Source organism: Micromonospora sp. WMMA1923 (assembly GCF_049179195.1).
GTDB lineage: Bacteria > Actinomycetota > Actinomycetes > Mycobacteriales > Micromonosporaceae > Micromonospora > Micromonospora yangpuensis.
This window is the reverse complement of record NZ_JBMHLZ010000001.1, coordinates 3,036,526-3,057,052: the sequence shown is the minus strand read 5'-3', so window position 1 is coordinate 3,057,052 and position 20,527 is coordinate 3,036,526. Positions and strand designations below refer to the sequence as shown.

The window sequence follows — 20,527 nt, the reverse complement described above, 5'->3', positions numbered from 1 at the left end:
TCAGACCCGCACGACCCGGTCCCGGGCCGCGGCCCCGGCCGGACGTTCGTGCGCTGCCCGCGCGCCCCTGGGGCCGGCCACCAGGGTGCCCCGCCCCGCGGCAGGACGCCCGGTGTACCCGGGCCGCTCGAGCCGTCCGGTGCGCTCGGGCCGTGCGGTGTGTGCGGGAAGTTCCGCACGCTCGGGCAGCCCCGGACGCACCGCGCGCTCGGCAGGCCCGGATTGGACCCCGATGGCGGCGGGGTGGACCCGGCGGGTCGTCCACAACCACCGGACGTCCCGGCCGAACGACTCGACGAGCAGCCCCAGCGACACCAGCAGCACCACGAGCGTCAACACCGAACCCAGCACCTGCGCCATGGCCACCGTCAACAGCACCCCCTGGGCCGCCGCGACGACCTTACGCCAGTAGCGCGGCGGCAACGAACCCCGCATCCAGGGCAGTACCCAGCTCGCCGCGACGAAGAGGTAGCGCATCGCGCCGATCACGAGAACCCAGGGACCCGCCGACGGCGCGACCACGAGGCAGAGCACCAGTACCAGGAAGGAGTCGACCTCCATGTCGAACCGGGCACCCAGCGCGCTGCTGGTCCCGGTCCGTCGGGCGGTGTACCCGTCCACCGCGTCGAGCGCCAGCGCCACGGCGGTCAGGGCGACCATCGGCACGATCGGTGCCGGCCGGTCGAGGGAGTGCACCGCCAGGGCGGTCACTCCGCCGACCAGGATCGCCCGGCCCAACGTCACCCGGTCGGCGGGACTGAGCACCCGCACGCGCGCACCGGCCATACCCCGGTTGAGCAGGGCACAGAGGACGACCCCGTAGGCCAGCCCCGCCAGCCATCCCCAGGTGCTCAGGCCGACGGTCACGGTGAGCAGTGCCAACAGGGCAATCTGCACGACCAGTCCGATCGCGGGACCTTGACGAACCGTGTGCATCGTGCCTCCGTGACTCTTCGTTGCGACCCCTCACCCTCAACACGGGAAATACGGCCGATCGGTTCGTTCTGGATGCGGGTCAACGGGAAAATCCCGGCAAACTCCGCCGGGACCGACCACCAGCACCCCTGGACAGGGGAGTCTTCTCAGCTCCGTAGGGGGGTGCCCTACCCGGGCGGTGCGCCTTTGATGCACTCAGGCGAGCGCGAGAAACGTGGGTACGGCGACCAGCACGCCCGCCACCGTGCCCGCCACGACCTGGCCGGTCGTGTGGTCGCGCAGCCTGACCCGGGACCAGCCGACCAGGGCCACCACCGGGGCCAGGGCCGGCAGCAGCACCCAGCCGAACACGACGACCAGGACGGTCGCCGACGCGGCACTCACCGCCGCGTGGGCGCTGAGTTTCCAGACCAGGTTGATCGCGGTGACCACCAGGAGTACGGCGAGCATCACCACCACCATCGCGACCAGTGGTCGGGGCGCGCCGAGCAGGACCAGGACGGCGAGTCCGACGAGCACCGAGGTGAGGCCGTACGCCAGCGGGCGGCGGCGTTGCTCACGCCGGCCGATGTGGTGGTCGGTGAGGTGCCCGCGTCGGACCCCGAGCCAGATCACGCCGTACGGGACGAGGGAGCAGAAGAGCATGGCCAGCAGACCCCAGCCGACGCCACCGGCGAACGTCGGCGCGCTGTGCACCGCGATGACCAGCGGCACGATCGCGGCGAGGACCGCCGGGGCGAAGACCTCGGTGACCGCCCGGGCGAGCCGCTGAGCAGGGGGCGTGACGCTGTGACCAGGCGCGGAGGGCATGCGTTGGGATCTTACCGGCACGACTTCGTTACGACTTGACGAACACGATGTTATCGTTCACAGTCGATGGACGAGGCGACAGTGCCTACGGCTCACCGGGCGAGCCCTGCAGGTCGCACCTCGGATCACGACGTCCCCCCAGGGCATGCGGGACGACGCGTCCGGCCTCGTTTCCGGTCCCGGCTCCACCCGTACCCGCACCTTGCCACTCCGCACGGGCAGCACCCCCACCACCGCGTCACCCGGCCGCTCCGTGCTGGGCACCCCACACCGAGAAGGACCCACCATGACACGAACGAGAAGCCTGAGAACGGCGGTGACCCTCGCCGCCGCCGGCGTCCTGGCTGTCGGCATGACGCTGACCCTGGCCCCGTCCGCCAGCGCCGGGACGACCCTGCGAGCGGCGGCGGCCGAGAAGGGTCGGTACTTCGGCGCCGCGGTCGGGACGGGCAAGTTCTCCAACACCACCTACATGAACGTGCTCAACCGCGAGTTCAACAGCCTGGTGGCCGAGAACGAGATGAAGTGGGACGCCACCGAGCCCCAGCAGGGGCGCTTCAACTACACCGGCGGTGACCGGATCGTCAGTCACGCCCGCGCCAACGGCATGACCGTCCGCGGCCACGCCCTGCTCTGGCACGCCCAGCAGCCCGGCTGGGCACAGGGCATGTCCGGCAGCGCCCTGCGCAACGCCGCGATCAACCACGTCACCCAGGTCGCCACCCACTTCCGGGGCCAGATCCACTCCTGGGACGTGGTGAACGAGGCGTTCGCCGACGGCGGCAGCGGTGGCCGGCGTGACTCGAACCTGCAGCGCACCGGCAACGACTGGATCGAGGCGGCGTTCCGCGCCGCGCGGGCCGCCGACCCGGGCGCGAAGCTCTGCTACAACGACTACAACACCGACGGGATCAACGCGAAGTCCACCGGCATCTACAACATGGTGCGTGACTTCAAGGCCCGGGGCGTGCCGATCGACTGCGTCGGCTTCCAGTCCCACCTGGGCACGGGCCTGGCCAGCGACTACCAGGCCAACCTGCAGCGCTTCGCCGACCTCGGCGTGGACGTGCAGATCACCGAGCTGGACGTGATGCAGGGCGGCAACCAGGCCAACATCTTCGGCGCCGTCACCCGGGCCTGCATGGCGGTCACCCGCTGCACCGGCATCACCGTGTGGGGCGTGCGGGACTGCGACTCCTGGCGCGGCAGCGACAACGCCCTGTTGTTCGACTGCAACGGCAACAAGAAGCCCGCGTACGACGCCGTGCTGAACGCGCTCAACGCCGGCCAGGGTAACCCGACCACGCCGCCGCCGAACCCGACGACGACCCCGCCGAATCCGACCACCCCACCACCGAACCCGACGACCCCGCCGCCCGGCACCGGTGGTTGCTCGGCCACGGTGTCGCTGAACTCGTGGACCGGTGGGTTCGTGGCGACGGTACGGGTGACGGCCGGCTCGGGCGGTACCCGGGGCTGGACGGTGAGCCTCACCCTGCCGGGTGGCGCCAGCGTCACCAACACCTGGAGCGCCTCGGCCAGTGGCAGTTCGGGCACGGTGCGGTTTACCAACGTCGAGTACAACGGCCAGCTCGGGGCCGGCCAGTCGACGGAGTTCGGTTTCCAGGGCAACGGCAGCGCCACCGGGGTGACCCCGACCTGCACCGCCAGCTGACCGGTCAGCGGTCCGGCCCCGGACTGTCGAGTGGCCGGGACCGGACCGCTGTCGGCCGTACCGCTGAGGAGAGGAACCGCACGATGAGGACGAGGATCACCCTGCTGGCCGTCGCCCTGGCGACCGTCCTGGCGACGACGACGGCCGTGGTCACCGCACCCGCTCCGGCCTCGGCCGCGACGCTGACCCAGGTGACGAACTTCGGTACCAACCCCACCAATCTGCAGATGCACCTCTACGTGCCGGACCGGCTCGCCGCCCGACCGGGACTGCTGCTCGCCCTGCACTACTGCACCGGCAGCGGCCCGGCGGTGCACACCGGCTTCGGCCTCAGCGCCCTGGCCGACCGGTACGGCTTCATCGTGGTCTACCCGTCGGTGACCCGGAGCAGCAAGTGCTGGGACGTCTCCTCGGCACAGGCGCTGCGGCGGGGTGGCGGCAGCGACCCCGTCGGTCTGAAGTCGATGGTCGACCACGTCCGGCAGCGTTACCCCGTCGACACGGAACGGATCACCCTCGCGGGCTTCTCATCCGGGGCCATGATGGCCAACGTGATGCTCGGCCTCTACCCGGACGTCTTCACCGCCGGGGTGAGCTCCTCCGGTGTGCCGCTGGGCTGCTTCGCCACCACCAACGGCTCAGAGTGGAACAGTGAGTGCTCCGGTGGACGTATCGTGAAGACCCCCCAGCAATGGGGTGACCTGGTGCGCAACGCCTACCCGGGCTACACCGGCCGGCGCCCGCGGATCCAGATCTGGCACGGCACCACGGACACCACGCTGAGCTATGTGAACTTCGGTGAGCAGATCAAGCAGTGGACCAACGTCCACGGCCTGTCCCAGACCCCCAGCTACACCGACTACCCGCAGGCCAGTGCCACCCGGACCCGATACGGCGGTACCGGCGGCACCGCGCCGGTCGAGGCAATCAGCTTCCAGGGGTACGGCCACTCCATCCCCTTCGACGCCGCCCAGGCCATCCGGTTCGTCGGCCTGGACACCACGAGCCCCACCCCGCCACCGAGCCCGACCACCCCACCGCCGACGAACCCGACCACCCCACCGCCGAGCCCGACCACCACGCCGCCGCCCGGTACGGGTGGTTGTTCGGCATCGATGTCGGTCAACTCGTGGACCGGTGGGTTCGTGGCCACGGTGCGGGTGACGGCCGGCGCGGCCGGCACCACCGGCTGGACGGTGACCGTCGCACTGCCCGCCGGGACCAGCGTGACCAACACCTGGAGCGCCGTGGCCGGTGGCAGTTCGGGCACGGTGCGGTTCACCAACGTCGACTACAACGGTCGGCTCGGGGCCGGCCAGTCGACGGAGTTCGGTTTCCAGGGCAACGGCAGCGTCACCGGGGTGACCCCGACCTGCACCGCCAGCTGACCGGGACCGCGACGACCGCGCTCCGGCACCCGGCCGACCACTGTCGGCCCCGGGCGCCGGAGCGCGGCGCGTGGTACCCGTCGCGGTCGGGCACCGCCACCCGAGGGCGGTGCCCGGCCGCTGCGGTCAGCCGTTGCGGACCAGCCGCCAGCGGTTGTCCGCGCTGCCGTTGTCCGCGTCCTGCACGGCCTGCGCGCCCCAGGCGGTGGAGCCGTTGAGGATGCCGAGCAGCTTGCCGCTGTTGACGTTGCGGATCCGGTAGGTGCCGTCGCCGTTGTCCAGCAGGGTCCACCGGTGGTCGGCGGTGCCGTTGTCCGCCCACTGCAGCACCCGGGCGTTGTCGGCGGTGGACATGTTCTCCACCCCCAGGACCTTGCCGCTGTTGACGTTGCGGAACCGGACCGCGTTGCCGTCGGTCACCACCACCCAGTTGTGGTCGGCGGTGCCGGTGTCGCCCCACTGCACGGCGAGGCCACCGTCGGCGGTGGACATGTCCTGGATCCCGAGGACCAGCCCGGTGCCCGCGTTGACCAGCCGGTGGGTGGTGCCACCGGGGTCGCTGCCGCCGGTGTTCCAGTAGACGGTGTAGTTGTGGCCGTGGGCGTCGGAGAACGGGCCGAGGTTGACCTGGGCGCCGTTCGCGGTCGCGGTGAACGCCAACGAGTTGGTGCTGGACCGGGTGATCGAGGCGACCGAGAGCGCCGGCAGGGCGTTCAGGGCGGTGTTGCCGTAGTTGCCGCTGAGTACCGTCGGGCCGTAGGTGACCGCGGCGACGCCGGGGTTGTCGTTCGCGGCCTGCATGACGACCCGCATCGGCAGGCGTACGGTGACGGTGTCACCCGCCGCCCAGGTGCGGGTGACGGTGGCGTAGCTGCCCGGGGTGGTGGCGACGTTCTGGGTGGTGCCGTTGACCGCGATGCTCGCGCCGCTGGTCCAGCCCGGAATCCGGACCCGGATGCTCCACGAGCCGCTCATCGTCCCGGCCAGGGTGAGCGTGGTGGTGTCGCCGACCGGGTAGCTGGTGGTCTGGGTGACCGTGATCCCACGGCTGGCCCAGGTCAGCACCGACGGCACGAAGAGGTTCACCGTCAGGGTGGTGCCGTTGTGGAAGTAGATGGAGTCCATCAGCTTCGTGTTGGTCTCCAGGCCGGTGCCCTGGCAGCACCAGAACGAGTTGTAGTCGGTGCTGAAGCTGCCGCCGCCGGCCAGCGGACCGACCTCGCCGCGTCGGCCGCCGGGGCGCATCGGCGTGAAGTAGCAGATGTGCCCGTGGTTGTCGGCCGGGTTCTGCGCCCCGATCAGGTGGTTGGTCAGGGCGCGCTCGTAGAAGTCGAAGTAGGCGGCCCGGCTCGGGTCGATCAGCCACAGCTCCCGGGTCAGCTTGAGCATGTTGTAGGTGTTGCAGAACTCGCAGGTGTCCGCCACCAGGTACCCGGCGATGGCGTTCGGTGGGCGGAAGTGCTCGGCCTGGCTGTTGCCGCCGATGACGTACGTGTGCGCGCCGGTGGTGATGTTCCAGGCGTTGGTGGCGATGTCCCGGTAGCGGGTGGTCCCGGTGGCCTTGTACTCGCGGGCCGCGCCCACCCACTTGGGGACCTGGGTGTTGGCGTGCAACCCGTTGAGCTGGTCGCGGTTGGCCGCCAGCGGGTCGAAGACGGCGGCGTGGTCGAAGCGTTGGGCCACGGTCAGCCAGCGGGCGTCACCGGTCTGCTGGTACAGGTCGGTCAGCACCGCGTTCATGCCGCCGAACTCGGTACGCAGGACGGTCTGCATCTGGCTGGCGCTGAGCCGGCCGGTACGCCAGTCGACCCAGCCGGCGAAGCGCAGCAGCACGTCACGGGCCTCGGTGTTGCCGATGTACCGCCAGACGTCCAGGAGCCCGGCCAGGGTCTTGTGCAGGCAGTAGTACGGCACGCCCGCGCTGCCGCCGTTCTCGATGGTGGTGATGTCGGACTCGGGGGCGGCCGACAGGTACCCGGTGTTGAAGCCGGCGGCGGCGTTGTTCGCCTGGCACCTGGCCAGTTCGGTGACCATCTGGTTGGCCTTGTCCCGGCAGGTGGTGTCGCCGAGCACGGCGTAGGCCTGGGCCCAGGCGGTGAGGAAGTGTCCCTGGCTCTGCCCGCGCAGGAAGTGCCCGGGTGCTTCCCAGCCGCCGGTGGCCTGGGCGCCGTTGGTGCTGAGGCGGTGGTTGGTGCGGAAGACGTAGAGCAGCCGGTTGACGTCGACGAACCGCAGGTAGTTGAGGGTCCGGTTCTGGTTGTCCAGCCAGCGGCCGGCGGTCAGCCGTACCTGCCCGAGGTCGAACGGGTACGCCGAGACGCCCAGGTCCGGCCGGGCCGGCGGCAGCACCGCCGCGCTGGCCGACCGCGGGTCGACCAGGGTGGCCCCGGTCGCCGAGAACAGCACGGTCGCACCGGTGGCCTGCAGCACGCGACGTCGGCTGAGAGGTAGGGATGACATGGCACCTCCGACGAGAAAGGCACAACTGTGAGCGATAACAATCGTGTCGGTCACGTTACGGCAGCATGTCATTGAATCCAAGGATGCAAATATTCCGCAATGGCCGCGGTGGGCGGGAGGAGATCAAACTTGGACGGTGTGCCACCGAATGATCTTTTCGGCCGACTGGTGGCCGCATCGTTCCGATCGGGGCATTGACACTGTTCGTGTTATCGGTAACATACTTGGGGCTGGATGCCGTCGAGTCGTGAGGTCCGGGGTCACGACTGTGCGATCCGCGGGGGCGCGCGTTTCGGCGTGACCCGGGCGCTGTCCGGGTCACGCCGAAACCGACCGCCCGAAACCGACCGCGATGCCGAGAGCCGTGGAGGTCCGGCACCAGACCGACCGCGGTGTCGCGGCCGGTCCGCCTCAGGCCACCGGATCCGCGGTACGGCCAGCGGGTCCCGGTGGATCGGGCGTGACCACCGCCGTCGGGTCGTCCGCGGTGGCCGGTGGTCCGGCGGGCTCGGCACCGGGTCTCGGCCGGGGCGCCTCGGGACCGGGTGCCAGGCGGGCGACCGACATCCGCCGCCGCAACCGCATGGGCACCATGACCGGCCGGTTGTCGGCGCCGTCGAGCAGGAGTTCCACCGCCCGACGCCCCATCTGCTCGTGCGGGAGGGCCACCGTGGACAGCCCGGGGCGCAGCCAGGCGGCGATCGGGTCGTCGTCGAACGAGATGACCGAGATGTCGTGGGGGACCGTCAGGCCCGCCTCGCCGAGCGCCTGGTAGACGCCGAACGCGAGCCGGTCGTTCATGCAGATCACCGCACTCGGTCGGACGGAGCGGCGCAACAGGGTGCGCATGGCGGCGTAACCGTGCTCGGGCTGCCACTCGGCGCTGGCCACCTCGGTCAGGGGTCGGACCCCGGCGGCGCCGAGCGCGTCCCGGATGCCGGTGAGCCGGGCGGTCGCGGCCAGCGAGACCTCCGGGTCCTCCTCCTTGAGCTGGTGGCGCCCGATGATGGCGATCCGGTCGTGGTGACCGTGGGCGAGCAGGGTGCCGGCGGCGGTCCGGCCGGCCTGCTCGTCGTCGGGCAGGACACGGGGCAGGTCGTCGGTGCTGGTGGCGTTGAGCAGCACCACCGGTCCGTTCAGGATGGCCGGTGGCACGCTCAGCCGGCGGGTGGCCATGGCGGCGTAGATGACCCCGTCGACCTGGCGGTCGAGCATCGCCTCGATCGCGTACCGCTCGAACGTGGCGTCACCCTGGGTCTCGGTGATGAGCAGGACGTGGTCCCGTTCCCGGGCGGCGTCCACCGCGCCCCGGATCAGCTCACCGGCGAACCGGGTGGTGGCGACGATGTCGGAGACGAAGGCGATGGTGGCGGTCTTGCGGGTACGCAGGCTGCGGGCGGCGATGTTGGGCCGGTAGCCGAGCTCCTCGGCGGCGGCGAAGACGCGTTGGTGGGCCTCGGCGGAGAGTCGGGTGCCCTCCCGGCCGTTGAGCACCATCGACGCGGCGGTCTTGGACAGGCCGGCCCGCCGGGCCACGTCGGCCAGGGTCACTCTGCTGCGGCCCATCACTCCTCCGATCGGTGGCCGGTCTGCCCGACACCAGGATGCTGCCTGCCCATCATCATGCGGCCCCGCGGGGCGGGCGTACCGGCGGGGGTTGGTGCGCCCGGTGTTAAGCGGTCGTTGCGAACTCGTTGCCAACGTCGCCCTTGACAGTGCCGGAGGTCACTGAGCATGCTCTGCTAAATCAATTTAGCCACGAGGTTCTGCGCCACGCGGTGGCCCGCGCCAGAACACCCGGTGGACGCGTGCAGGAGTCAAGGAGTGGTCGAAGTGTCCGAAACATCGCGGAAGTTCTCCCGGCGCAGCGCGCTGCTCGTCCCGTTGCTGACGGTCGGCCTGGTCGCGGCGGGCTGCGGCGCACCCGGCGAGGAGCAGCCGACGACCGACACCAACCAGCCGGTCAGCACCGAGCTGGGCAGCGACCCGATCACCCTCGAGCTGTACGCCGAGACCGGGTTCCCGCTGGCCAAGGCGCTGGCCGACGAGTTCACCAAGCAGCATCCGAACGTCACGTTCAACATCCGCGAGGACCAGTTCACGGTGATCACCGAGAACGCGCCACGGGTGCTCGCCTCGGACAACTCGCCCGACATCATCCGGCTGCCCACCATGGTCGACCTGGTCAAGGACGGGCTGCTGAAGAACCTCGACCCGTACTTCGAGGCGTACGACTGGGACCGTTTCCCGGCCTCGCAGCTGGTGCAGTCGCGGCTGGCCGACGGCGGTGCGCTGCGCGGCTCCGGTTCGCTGTACGGGATGGGCCTGGGCTACAGCGTGACCGGCGTCTTCTACAACAGGAAACTGGCCGAGCAGGTGGGCATGACCCAGCCGCCGGCCACCATCGCCGAGTTCGAGGACCTGCTGGCCAAGGCCAAGTCGGCGGGGGTCCAGCCGATCGTGCAGTTCAACAAGAACACCGCCGGCATCAACTTCCCGCACCAGGCGCTGCAGAACCAGTTCGGCGACCCGGCGCAGGTGGCGGACTGGATCTTCCAGAAGCCGGGTGCCACCTTCGACACCCCCGCCGCGCTGAAGGCGACCCAGAGCATCCAGAAGTGGGCGCAGGCCGGGTACTTCACCAAGGACGCCAACGCCCTGGACTACGCCACCATGGTCGGCGAGTTCCAGAAGGGCAACGGGCTGTTCATGTTCAACGGCGACTGGGAGTCGGGCAACCTCGACCAGAGCATGACCGGCAACGTGGGCTTCTTCCTCTTCCCCGCCGAGAGCGCCGGCGGTAAGCACGTGGCGATGTCCGCGCCGAACACCTTCGGCATCGGCGCCAAGGCCAAGAACCCGGACGCCGCCGCGTTCTTCCTCAACTGGCTGCACACCAACGACAAGGCCCGGGAGATCTCGGTCAAGGTCGGCGGCTCGCACCCGGGCGGCCCCAGCGACCTGCCCCTGCCCGCCGTCGAGGAGGGCACCGTGCTGGCCGAGACCCTCAAGGCCTCGCAGCAGCTCGGCGCCGAGAACGGCGCGGTGGACTTCACCGCCAACGCCACCGGCGGGATCTTCGCCGCGGCCATCACCCCGGAGATGCAGAAGCTGATCGCCGGCCAGCAGAACCCCGAGGGGTACGTCAAGGCGGTCCAGGCCGAGTACGAGAAGGAACTGTCCCGGTGACCTCTGCCGTCGGCAGCGCCCCCGCCGGACCGGGCACCCCGCCCCGGTCCGCCGGGGGCGCCCGGCGGGTCACCCCGGCCCGACGGCGTCGCCCGATGCGGTGGGCCGGCTGGCTGTGGGTGCTGCCCGCCCTGTTCATGTACGGGTTGTTCGTCCTGCGCCCGTTGCTGCTGACCATGCAGTACTCGCTGTACCACTGGAACGGCATCGGCGCGGCCCGCTGGGCCGGCCTGGACAACTACCTCACCGTCTTCACCGACCGCGACCTGCTGAAGATCATTTCGAACGCGTTCATCCTGATCATCTTCTTCAGCCTGATCCCGGTCACGCTCGGCCTGCTGGTGGCCAGCCTGGTCCGCCGGATCACCACCGGCGCGTTCGGCACCGGGGTACGGACCGTGCTCTTCCTGCCGCAGGTGATCCCGCTGGTCGCCGCCGGCATCGCGTGGAGCTGGCTGTTCTCCACGAACGGTCTGGTCAACCAGGTGCTGCGGGCGGTCGGCCTGGACTCGGTCACCCGGGCCTGGCTCGGCGAGTTCGGTACGGCGTTGCCGGCGGTGGGCGTGATCGGCGCCTGGGTCAGCCTCGGCCTCTGCACGATCCTGCTGGTGACCGGCATGAGCAAGATCGACCCCTCGCTGTACGAGGCGGCTCGCATCGACGGCGCCGGACCGGTCCGCGAGTTCTTCGCGGTGACCCTGCCCAGCCTGCGCCAGGAGATCGGGGTCTGCCTCACCGTCACCATCATCGCCGCCCTGGCCAGCTTCGACATCGTCTACATCGCCACCAGCGGTGGCCCCGGCCTGCAGACCACCGTGCCCGGCCTGGAGATCTACCGGCTCGCCTTCTCCCAGCGTCAGGTCGGGCTCGCCTCGGCCCTCGCCGTGGTCCTGATGGCGTTGGTGCTGCTCTGCGTGCTGCCGATCCAGCGGCTGACTCGGGAGGACAAGGCATGAACCTCACCACCCGTGGTGAACGGCTGACCGGTCGGATCTTCCTGATCGCGCTGGTCGTCGTCACGCTGCTGCCGTTCCTCAGCATGCTCTCGGCCGCGCTGCAACCCCGGGGCACCGTCCCCACCGGACTCGCCTGGCCGTCCGACCCGCAGTGGGGCAACTTCGTCGACGCGTTCACCGCCGCCAACATGGGCGCCCTGCTCCGTTCCAGCCTGCTGATCGTGGCCGGGGTGGTGCCGGTCGGGGTGCTCATCGCCACGATGGCCGGCTTCGGCCTCGGTCAGCTCGGGGTGCCCGGCGGCCGGATCGCCTTCGCGTTGCTGCTGCTCGGCCTGACCCTGCCCTTCGAGGCGGTGGTCACCCCGCTGTACTACCAGATGCGCGACCTCGGCCTGCTCAACACCCGGTGGGCGATCATCCTGCCGCTGATCGGCCTCTACATGCCGTTCGCCGTCTACTGGATGCGGGCCCACTTCATCAACGTGCCCAAGGAGCTGTCCGAGGCGGCCCGGGTCGACGGCGGCAACACCTGGCAGGTGTTCTGGCGCGTCCAGGTGCCGCTGGCCCGGCCGGCCATCGCCTCGCTGACCATCCTGCTGTTCCTCTGGACCTGGAACCAGTTCCTGATCGCCATCGTGCTGGTCGACGACCCGACCAAGCGCACCATGGCCGGCGCGCTCGGTGCGTTCCAGGGGCAGTGGGGCACCGACCTGGTGCTGCTCTGCGCCGGCTCGCTGCTCATCCTCACCCCCACCCTCATCGTCTTCCTGATCTTCCAGCGTCAGTTCATCAAGGCCCTGATCCAGGGGTCAGTGAAGGGATAGTGCGTGCCCACCCAGCCAGCGATCCACGGGGTCGCCGACGAACGGTTCGGCCCGGTCGCCGACGTGTTCCGCGACAACTTCGCCAGCCGGGGGGAGGTCGGTGCCGCGGTCTGCGTCTACCTGCGGGGTCGCAAGGTCGTCGACCTGTACGGCGGGCTGGCCGACCCCCGGTCGCGGCGCCCCTGGACCGCGCACACCCCGGCGGTGGTCTTCTCCTGCACCAAGGGCATCCTCGCGGTCTGCGCCTACCTGCTGGTGCAGCGGGGACAGCTGGACCTCGACGCGCCGGTGACCCGCTACTGGCCCGAGTTCGGCCAGCGCGGCAAGGACGGCGTCCCGGTGCGGTGGCTGCTCACCCACCAGGTGGGGCTGCCCGCCCTCGACCGGGACCTGAGCCTCGACGAGGTGCTCGACTTCCCGACGGTGGTACGGGCGATCGAGGAGCAGGCACCGCTGTGGCCACCGGGTACCGCGCACAGCTACCACCCGATGACGTACGGGTGGTTGGTCGGTGAGGTCGTCCACCGGGTCACCGGTCAGCTGCCGGGGGAGTTCTTCCGCGACGCCGTCGCCGGCCCGCTCGGCCTGCGTACCTGGCTCGGGTCGGCCGGGGCGCGGGCCGATCCGGTCGCCTGGACTCTGCCGCCGCCGGCGGAACCGGCCGCCGACCCCGACCCGGTCGCCCGACGGGCGCTGACCATGGGTGGCGCCTTCGCCTTCCCCGCCGACGACGCCGGCCTGGTCAGCTTCAACGACCCGACGATCCAGGCGGCCGGCATCCCGGGCGCCGGTGCGCTCAGTACGGCCGACGGGCTGGCCCGGCTCTACGCCGGCTGTGTCTCCGAGGTGGCCGGTCCCCGGCTGCTCGACCCCGCCTCCGTCACCGACGCCACCATGGTGCGGGTCCGGGGACAGCAGCGGTACGGCCCGCCCGACACCGGGCAGCGCTGGGGGACCGGGTTCCTGCTGGACTCCCCGCCGGCGCGCCCGTTGCTGGGTGACCGCAGTTTCGGCCACGACGGCGCCGGGGGACACCTGGCCTTCGGCGACGACACGTACCAGGTCGGGTTCGGGTACGTGCTGAACCAGATGGGTGGGGCCGCCGACGACCGGGCCAACCGGCTCACCGCGGCCCTGCGCTCCTGCCTGGACCGCTGACCCGGCCGGTGTTTCCGGCAGGTTTCTTGACTTCCGTGACCGCGGCCCGCATGCTCCGGCCTAGTGAATCTCGGCTAAATCAATTTAGCGTCTACTTGCCAGCCAGGAAGGAAGGGCGCATGGCTCTTCGGAAGAAGTTGGTCGCGCTGCTCGCCGCGGCGGTGGTGCTCACCACCGCCGGTGCCGCGTACGCCAACAACGGTGGCAGCGGCACCGCCACCGGGATCCAGAGCATCACCCCCATCACCACCGTCTACACCTACGGGCAGAAGGTGTCCGCGGTGGCCGTCGAGTACGCCGGCACCGTCGACCCCGTCGGCCTGGACGCGCGCACGTTCACCGTCGCCGACACCACCTACAACTTCCGGTTCGATCCCGTCGAGGACCTGTCCAAGATGGCCGACCGGACCATCACCCACGTCTACACCAACAACCGGCCGCACCCCCGGGCCGACCAGCGGTCGGTCACCGGCCGGTACGTCATCGTCGAGCTCGATCCGGCCGACACCGGTGGCTGGACCGTACAGGTCTCCAAGTGCCCGACCTTCCTCTGCACCGTCAAGGTCAACCCGGACCAGCCGACCACCCTGGTGCAGCGCAAGCCGGTGCACGGGCTGGCCACCGACGGCGGCAACCGGCCGGTGCTGGCGCCCGGGACGCCCAACCGGGTCCGGGCGATGACCGAGGAACCGGTCGACCGGCTGGTCGACGACTTCCGGTACGCCTCGTTCCTCAGCGGCGGGATGGTGCTGCCCTACCACTACCACCTGCCGAAGAACTACCAGCCCGGCCGGACGTACCCGCTCATGGTCGTCCTGCCCGGACACGGCATGGGCTTCGACGGTGAGAACACCGGCGTGCAGCTCGCGGCGGACATCCCCGCCACCGCGTGGCTGCAGCGCAGCTGGACCGGCAGCGACGAGGACGTCATCGTGCTGGCCCCGCAGCACCAGCGGGTCGGCGCGCCCGCCGAGGCCGACCTGCTGGTCAAGCTGATCGACCAGTTCGTCACCGAGCACCGGGTCGACACCAGGCGCGTCTACGCGACCACCGTCTCCTACGGCTCGCAGCTGCTCTGGGAGGCGTTCGCCAAGCGCCCGGACCTCTTCGCCGGCGGCCTGGTCACCGGTGGATTCCAGGTCAGCCCCACGCAGGCCACGGCCATCGCCGCCGCCGGCATCCCGATCTGGATCACCCACGGCGTCAACGACCACCTGCTGAACATCTCGCTGGCCCGCAACTCCCGTACGGCCCTGCGCGAGGCACACGCGGCCGAGGGCCGGACGCCGGCGCAGATCGACACGCTGCTGCGCTACACCGAGTACGGCAACGAGGCGTTCACCCTGCCGGACTACCACGCCGCCTACGGGCCGACGTACGCCGACCGCGGCATCCTGCGGTGGCTGCTGGCCCAGCGCGGATAGTACGGAGCACGACGAACCGCCGCCGGCTGTCCTGGCCGGCGGCGGTTCGTCGTTCGTGGGGGCAGGTCAGCGCGACGTGCCGGCCCGACGCTTGTTGTAGACGTCGAAGGCCACCGCGACCAGCAGCACCAGCCCCTTGACCGCGGACTGGATGGACTGGTCCACGCCCATCAGCTGCATGCCGTTGCTCATCACCGCCATGATCAGACCACCGACCATGGCCCCGACGACGGTGCCGACCCCGCCGGTGACGGCTGCCCCGCCGATGAACGCCGCGGCGATCGCGTCCAGCTCGAACATGTTGCCGGCGGCGGGCTGCGCGCCGTTGGACCGGGAGGAGTAGATCACCCCGGCCACCGCCGACAGGAACCCCATGTTGACGAAGATCCAGAAGTTGACCGTACGCACCTTCACGCCGGACAACATCGCCGCCGACAGGTTGCCGCCGATCGCGTAGACCTGGCGGCCGAAGATGGTCCGCCGGGTGAGCAGCCCGTAGACCAGCACCAGGAAGGCGAGGATGATCAGGACGATCGGCAGGCCCCGGGCGTGGGCCAGCTGCCAGGCGAAGTACATGATGACCGCGCCGACCAGCAGCACCCGGGCGACGAAGAGCGGGAACGACTCCACCGGCTGCTGGTACCGGATCCGGGCCACCCGGGTACGGAATCCGCTGACCGCGTACCCGGCCACCGCCAGGGCGCCGATGAGCAGGGTGAAGGCGTCGTAGCCGTCGCCACCGACCAGTCCGTTGAGGAAACCCGCCGCGATGCGCTGGTACTCGGCCGGGAACGGCGACAGCGAGATGTTGTCCAGCACCTGCAGGGTGAGACCCCGGAACAGCAGCATGCCGGCCAGGGTCACGATGAAGGCCGGGATGCCGGCATAGGCCACCCAGAAGCCGTGCCAGGCGCCGACCGCCAGGCCGACGGCTAGGGCGGCCAACACCCCGACCCACCAGGGTTGCCCCTGCCGGATGACCAGGACGGCCGAGACCGCGCCGGTCAGCGCCACCACCGAGCCCACCGACAGGTCGATGTGCCCGCCGATGATCACGATGACCATGCCGATCGCGAGCACGAGGATGTAGGAGTACTGCAGGACGATGTTGGTGATGTTGCCGGGGCTCAGCAGCGTGCCCCCGGTCAGCACCGCGAAGAGGGCGACGATGACGGCCAGGGCGACGTAGATGCCGCTCTGCCGCAGGTTGCGCATGATCAGCGTACGCGGATCGGCGATGCCGGTGTGCAGGGCGATGGAGGGGGAACTCTCGGCCGCCTCGTTGTTGGTGCGCTTCATCAGACCAGGTCCCTGTCCTTTGCCATGAGCTGCATGAGTTTCTCCTGGGTGGCCTCGCCCACCGGCAGCTCACCGTTGATCCGACCGGCCGCCAGGGTGTAGATCCGGTCGCACATGCCGAGCAGCTCGGGCAGTTCGGAGGAGATCATGATGACCGCTCTGCCGTCGGCGACGAGCCGGTTGATGATCGTGTAGATCTCGAACTTCGCCCCGACGTCGATGCCCCGGGTCGGCTCGTCCAGGATCAGCACCTCCGGGTCGGTGAACAGCCACTTCGACAGGACGACCTTCTGCTGGTTGCCGCCGGAGAGCTTGCCGACCACGGCCATCACACTGGGTGCCTTGATGTTCAGGTCACGGCGACTGGACTCGGCTACCCGGATCTCCTCGTTGTCGTTGACCCAACCGAGGCGGGCGAGCTTGCCCAGGGCCGCCGCCGAGACGTTGCGGCGGATGTCCTCGATCAGGTTGAGCCCGTACCGTTTGCGGTCCTCGGTGGCGTAGGCGATGCCGTTGCGGATCGCCTCCGCGACGCTGCGGGCCCTGATCGGTCTGCCGCGCAGGAAGAGCCGACCGGAGATGTCACGCCCGTACGAGCGGCCGAAGATGCTCATCGCCAGCTCGGTACGCCCGGCGCCCATCAGCCCGGCGATGCCGACGATCTCGCCGGCCCGCACGGTCAGGTTGGCCCCGTCGACCACCCGGCGGTCCTGGGTGGGGTGGTGCACCGTCCAGTCCTCGACGCGTAGCACCTCCTCACCCGGCGAGGACACCCGCTCGGGGTAGAAGCTGTGCAGGTCGCGACCCACCATGCCGCGGATGATCTGTTCCTGGGTCACCTCGCCGGCGGTCACGTCGAGCCGTTCGACGGTCTGGCCGTCGCGGATCACCGTGATCGAGTCGGCGACGGCGGTGATCTCGTTGAGCTTGTGCGAGATCATGATGCAGGTGATGCCCTCGTCGCGGAGCCGACGCAGCAGATCGAGCAGGTGCGCCGAGTCGACGTCGTTGAGGGCGGCGGTGGGCTCGTCGAGGATGAGCAGCCGCACCTTCTTGGACAGTGCCTTGGCGATCTCCACGAGCTGCTGCTTGCCTACACCGAGCGAGATGATCGGGGTGACCGGGTTCTCCTGCAGGCCGACGGAGGCCAGCAGCTTCGCGGCGTCGGCGTTGGCCCGGTTCCAGTCGATGAGGCCGCCGGGGCCCCGCCGCTCGTTGCCGAGGAAGATGTTCTCCGCGATCGACAGGTGCGGCACCAGGGCCAACTCCTGGTGGATGATGACGATGCCGTGGGCCTCGCTGTCGCGGATGCCCTGGAACCGCACCGGCTCGCCGGCGAAGACGATCTCGCCGTCGTAGCTGCCGGCCGGATGGACGCCGGAGAGCACCTTCATCAGGGTGGACTTGCCCGCGCCGTTCTCCCCGCAGATGGCGTGGATCTCGCCCCGCCGGACGGCGAGGGAGACGTCCTGGAGTGCCGCCACTCCGGGAAAGGTCTTGGTGATGCGCCGCATCTCGAGGATGTGGTCTGCCACGTCATCCTCCTGGTCGTTGCTGGTCGGATCGGGGTCGCTGGCACGGTCGGGTGGTGCCGGGTGCGACGCCGGGCGGGTGTTGTCGCTCCCGCCGGCGTCGCACCCGGCAGCGCCGTCAGCCCTTGGCCTGACCGGAGGCGACCTCTTCGGCCGTCCAGTAACCGGAGTCGACAAGCGCCTTCGTGATGTCCTCCTTGTAGACGGTCACCACCGGCAGCAGGTACGACGGCACGACCTTGACCTTGTTGTTGTAGGTCGTGGTGTCGTTGGCCTCCGGCTGCTTTTCCTGCAGGAACGCCTCCGCCGCGACGACTGCCTGCTCGGCCAGGAGCCGGGTGTCCTTGAAGATGGTCGAGTTCTGCACGCCGTCGTTGATCAGCTTGACCGAGGCGATCTCGGCGTCCTGGCCGGTGATGACCGGGATCTTCTTGCCCGAGGCGCCGTAGCCGGCGTTCTGCAGGGCGGTGATGATGCCCCGGGAGATCCCGTCGTACGGCGACAGCACCCCGTCGACCGTCGTGCCGTCGTTGTAGGTCGAGGTCAGCAGGTTCTCCATCCGCTGCTGCGCGGTCTCCTGCTGCCAGCGCAGGATTGCCGCCTGCTCGATCCTGGTCTGGCCCGACTTGACCACCAGTGACTTGTTGTCGAGGAAGGGCTTGAGCGTCTCCATCGCGCCGTTGAAGAAGTACTGCGCGTTGTTGTCGTCGAGGGAGCCGGCGAAGATCTCGATGTTGAACGGCCCGGTGGCGGTGCCCTTCGAGCCGTCCTTGTTCTGCAGGCCGAGTCCGGCCAGGAGCGCGGTGGCCTGGGCGACGCCGACCTTGTAGTTGTCGAAGCTGACGTAGAAGTCGACGTTGGGGCTCTGCAGGATCAGCCGGTCGTAGGAGATGACCGGGATCTTCGCCTCCGCCGCCGCCTGGAGCTGGCCGCTGAGCGCGGTGCCGTCGATCGCCGCGACGATCAGCACGTCCGCACCCTGTGTGATCATCTGGTCGATCTGTTGTGACTGGGTGGGGATGTCGTCCCCGGCGTACTGGAGATCGACCTTGTATCCCTTGGCGGTCAGCTTCTCCTTGACCGAGTTGCCGTCGGCGATCCATCGCTCCGAGGTCTGCGTCGGCATCGAGACGCCGATGGTCAGGTCCCCGGGGGCCTTGTCGCCGGTGTCACCTCCGCTGCCGGCACCGTCACCACTGCAGGCCGCCATGCTGAACGCCAGGACGACGCCGCCGAGAGCTGCCAAGAACTTTCTGCGCACGGGCTTCTCCTCCCCAGGACTTCGCCGCCGGCCGCACCGACGCCGTATCTGGGCCAGTGTTAGCGCTCACATAATTGAAGGTCAATAGTGCCCTCGCAATCTGTGGGTCACATTCCCGTAACAAAGGTCGAGGTTTGTGGATTTATCCACCGTGCGGCCGGGCAGTCTGAACGGCGGCCCGTTCGCCTCAGCTCGGTGGTGCGGCGACGCTGTCCCTGGTGATCAGCGTCGGGGCGATGGTGTGCCGCAGCGCCCGGTTGCTGCCGGACTCGATCTGCTCCATCAGCAGGTCCAGACTGGCCGCCGCCACCGCGTCGAAGTCCGGCCGCACGGTGGTCAGCGGCGGAATGAAGTACGCCGCCTCGGGGACGTCGTCGAAGCCGACCACGCTGACGTCGTCCGGCACCCGCCGGCCGTGCTCGTGCAGCGCGCGCAGCACACCCAGCGCGAGATGGTCGTTGGCGGTGAAGATCGCGGTCACCGCGGGCATCCTGGCCAGCAACTGACCGCAGCGGTAGCCCGACTCCGCCGACCAGTCCGCCTGGATCAGCGGCGGCACCTCGGCCCCGGCCGCCCGGAGTGCCTGCCGCCAGCCGGCGATCCGGCCGGCGCTGTCGAACCAGTCCGCCGGGCCCGACACGTGCCAGACGGTCTGGTGACCGGCGTCGAGCAGGTGCTGGGTGGCCAGCCGGGCACCCTCCACCTGGTCGACGGTGACCAGCGGCACCGGCCGTCGGGGATCACCGTCCACGGTGACCAGCGGGATGCCGGTGGGCAGCACCTCGAGCGCCTCACCGGCGGACTCCACCGGCGCGATCACCACGATGCCGGCCACCCGGTGGGCCAGGTGCCGCTCGACGACCTCGGCGATGGAGGTCCGGTCCAGGTTGCGGACGCTGCCCACGCTGACGGCGAAACCCGCCTCGGCGGCGACGAGCTCGAAGGCGGAGAGCAGGGACGCCGGGCCGTAGAGGGTGGTGTTCTGCGCGACCACGCCCATGACCTGCGACCGGCCGGTGACCAGCGCGCGGGCTGCGCGGTTCGGGCGGTAGTGCAACTCGGCGATGGCGGCCTGCACCCGTACCCGGGTCTGCTCGCGGACGTGGGGATGCCCGTTGAGCACGCGCGACACGGTCTGGTGGGAGACACCAGCCAGGCGGGCGACGTCCCGCATCGCGGGAACGCGTACGGTCATCGCAGCCCACTCTCCGTCCGCCGCCGCGAGCTGTCGACGACGGAGGTGCCTGGTCCGGCCGCCGTGACGGCAAGCCGACGGCGGGTCCGGGCACACCACCGTGGACAACGCTAGATCAGCGAAAGTGTACGCGGCGTAGCGCTGTCCGGGGACCGCACGGCACGACCGATTGCCGCTCGCGTCCCGTGACGTTCGTCATCATCGGTGGGCGGTGCGGCTCGGGTGGGGCGACGCGGGTGGTGGTGGGCGGCACCTTCCTTTCTCGACGGACCGGCGCGACCGGTCGGGTACGCCCCCTGGCCTCGTTTCCGGCGGGCGGCCTGCCGGATTCCGGGCGGAGCCGGAGTGGTCGGGGAGTGGGGCGGAGTAGCCGAGCTATCGATCGAGCCGGATGTTACCGAAATATGTCGGAAGCGACAA

The 20,527-nt window shown here is 69.9% G+C and carries 15 protein-coding genes; 7 read left to right on the top strand and 8 right to left on the bottom strand.

Annotation, left to right across the window (positions count from 1 at the left end; translation table 11 throughout):
• The gene (locus ACN28G_RS13775) at window positions 1–936 is read right to left on the bottom strand and encodes a CDP-alcohol phosphatidyltransferase family protein (RefSeq protein ID WP_091439704.1); all 936 of its coding nucleotides are present in this window, start codon (window positions 934–936) and stop codon (window positions 1–3) included.
• Between the two features lie 195 nt (window positions 937–1,131).
• Complete coding sequence (locus ACN28G_RS13770) at window positions 1,132–1,746, bottom strand: phosphatase PAP2 family protein (protein WP_091439701.1); 615 nt, start codon at window positions 1,744–1,746, stop codon at window positions 1,132–1,134.
• A gap of 286 nt (window positions 1,747–2,032) precedes the next feature.
• Between ACN28G_RS13770 and ACN28G_RS13765 the strand changes: the two genes are divergently transcribed.
• Entirely contained in the window at window positions 2,033–3,421 is a 1,389-nt protein-coding gene (locus tag ACN28G_RS13765) for an endo-1,4-beta-xylanase (protein WP_091446624.1), read from the top strand.
• An 83-nt stretch (window positions 3,422–3,504) separates the two neighbouring features.
• On the top strand, window positions 3,505–4,809 hold the full coding sequence (locus ACN28G_RS13760; protein WP_091439697.1) for a PHB depolymerase family esterase: 1,305 nt from the start codon (window positions 3,505–3,507) through the stop codon (window positions 4,807–4,809).
• A 126-nt stretch (window positions 4,810–4,935) separates the two neighbouring features.
• Here the strand turns inward: ACN28G_RS13760 and ACN28G_RS13755 are convergent, their stop codons facing one another.
• Both ACN28G_RS13755 and ACN28G_RS13750 read right to left on the bottom strand, forming a co-directional pair.
• Window positions 4,936–7,269, bottom strand: a complete 2,334-nt coding sequence (locus ACN28G_RS13755) for a beta-L-arabinofuranosidase domain-containing protein (RefSeq protein WP_421479288.1) — start codon at window positions 7,267–7,269, stop codon at window positions 4,936–4,938.
• A 411-nt stretch (window positions 7,270–7,680) separates the two neighbouring features.
• On the bottom strand, window positions 7,681–8,835 hold the full coding sequence (locus ACN28G_RS13750) for a LacI family DNA-binding transcriptional regulator (protein WP_091439689.1): 1,155 nt from the start codon (window positions 8,833–8,835) through the stop codon (window positions 7,681–7,683).
• A gap of 267 nt (window positions 8,836–9,102) precedes the next feature.
• Here ACN28G_RS13750 and ACN28G_RS13745 point away from each other — a divergent pair, with 267 nt between their 5' ends.
• The 5 genes from ACN28G_RS13745 to ACN28G_RS13725 all read left to right on the top strand — a co-directional run bounded on the left by ACN28G_RS13745 (window position 9,103) and on the right by ACN28G_RS13725 (window position 14,820).
• On the top strand, window positions 9,103–10,458 hold the full coding sequence (locus ACN28G_RS13745) for an ABC transporter substrate-binding protein (protein WP_091439684.1): 1,356 nt from the start codon (window positions 9,103–9,105) through the stop codon (window positions 10,456–10,458).
• Complete coding sequence (locus ACN28G_RS13740) at window positions 10,455–11,414, top strand: carbohydrate ABC transporter permease (RefSeq protein ID WP_229688605.1); 960 nt, start codon at window positions 10,455–10,457, stop codon at window positions 11,412–11,414. The genes ACN28G_RS13745 and ACN28G_RS13740 overlap by 4 nt, the downstream gene beginning before the upstream one ends.
• Window positions 11,411–12,238 (top strand): carbohydrate ABC transporter permease, encoded by an 828-nt coding sequence (locus ACN28G_RS13735; protein ID WP_091439680.1) that lies wholly within the window; start codon window positions 11,411–11,413, stop codon window positions 12,236–12,238. The genes ACN28G_RS13740 and ACN28G_RS13735 overlap by 4 nt, the downstream gene beginning before the upstream one ends.
• Window positions 12,239–12,241: 3 nt before the next feature.
• Window positions 12,242–13,396 (top strand): serine hydrolase domain-containing protein, encoded by a 1,155-nt coding sequence (locus ACN28G_RS13730; protein WP_421479287.1) that lies wholly within the window; start codon window positions 12,242–12,244, stop codon window positions 13,394–13,396.
• Between the two features lie 119 nt (window positions 13,397–13,515).
• Complete coding sequence (locus ACN28G_RS13725; RefSeq protein ID WP_421479286.1) at window positions 13,516–14,820, top strand: hypothetical protein; 1,305 nt, start codon at window positions 13,516–13,518, stop codon at window positions 14,818–14,820.
• A 66-nt stretch (window positions 14,821–14,886) separates the two neighbouring features.
• Here ACN28G_RS13725 and mmsB read toward each other — a convergent pair whose 3' ends face one another.
• The 4 genes from mmsB to ACN28G_RS13705 all read right to left on the bottom strand — a co-directional run bounded on the left by mmsB (window position 14,887) and on the right by ACN28G_RS13705 (window position 20,107).
• Window positions 14,887–16,119, bottom strand: coding sequence for a multiple monosaccharide ABC transporter permease (mmsB, locus tag ACN28G_RS13720; RefSeq protein WP_421479285.1), 1,233 nt, complete (start codon window positions 16,117–16,119; stop codon window positions 14,887–14,889).
• Window positions 16,119–17,654 (bottom strand): multiple monosaccharide ABC transporter ATP-binding protein, encoded by a 1,536-nt coding sequence (mmsA, locus tag ACN28G_RS13715; protein WP_091439664.1) that lies wholly within the window; start codon window positions 17,652–17,654, stop codon window positions 16,119–16,121. The genes mmsB and mmsA overlap by 1 nt, the downstream gene beginning before the upstream one ends.
• Window positions 17,655–17,769: 115 nt before the next feature.
• Window positions 17,770–18,912, bottom strand: coding sequence for a multiple monosaccharide ABC transporter substrate-binding protein (gene chvE, locus ACN28G_RS13710; protein ID WP_421479284.1), 1,143 nt, complete (start codon window positions 18,910–18,912; stop codon window positions 17,770–17,772).
• A 187-nt stretch (window positions 18,913–19,099) separates the two neighbouring features.
• Window positions 19,100–20,107: a LacI family DNA-binding transcriptional regulator gene (locus ACN28G_RS13705; protein ID WP_421479283.1), complete on the bottom strand. Its 1,008-nt coding sequence runs from the start codon at window positions 20,105–20,107 to the stop codon at window positions 19,100–19,102.
• Between the last annotated feature and the right edge of the window lie 420 nt (window positions 20,108–20,527).

What these genes read in the sequence shown, in the direction of transcription:
- ACN28G_RS13775 (WP_091439704.1), bottom strand. Translation starts at nt 936, where the DNA reads ATGCACACGGTTCGTCAAGGTCCCGCGATCGGACTGGTCGTGCAGATT.
- ACN28G_RS13770 (WP_091439701.1), bottom strand. Translation starts at nt 1,746, where the DNA reads ATGCCCTCCGCGCCTGGTCACAGCGTCACGCCCCCTGCTCAGCGGCTC.
- ACN28G_RS13765 (WP_091446624.1), top strand. Translation starts at nt 2,033, where the DNA reads ATGACACGAACGAGAAGCCTGAGAACGGCGGTGACCCTCGCCGCCGCC.
- ACN28G_RS13760 (WP_091439697.1), top strand. Translation starts at nt 3,505, where the DNA reads ATGAGGACGAGGATCACCCTGCTGGCCGTCGCCCTGGCGACCGTCCTG.
- ACN28G_RS13755 (WP_421479288.1), bottom strand. Translation starts at nt 7,269, where the DNA reads ATGTCATCCCTACCTCTCAGCCGACGTCGCGTGCTGCAGGCCACCGGT.
- ACN28G_RS13750 (WP_091439689.1), bottom strand. Translation starts at nt 8,835, where the DNA reads ATGGGCCGCAGCAGAGTGACCCTGGCCGACGTGGCCCGGCGGGCCGGC.
- ACN28G_RS13735 (WP_091439680.1), top strand. Translation starts at nt 11,411, where the DNA reads ATGAACCTCACCACCCGTGGTGAACGGCTGACCGGTCGGATCTTCCTG.
- ACN28G_RS13725 (WP_421479286.1), top strand. Translation starts at nt 13,516, where the DNA reads ATGGCTCTTCGGAAGAAGTTGGTCGCGCTGCTCGCCGCGGCGGTGGTG.
- mmsB (WP_421479285.1), bottom strand. Translation starts at nt 16,119, where the DNA reads ATGAAGCGCACCAACAACGAGGCGGCCGAGAGTTCCCCCTCCATCGCC.
- ACN28G_RS13705 (WP_421479283.1), bottom strand. Translation starts at nt 20,107, where the DNA reads ATGACCGTACGCGTTCCCGCGATGCGGGACGTCGCCCGCCTGGCTGGT.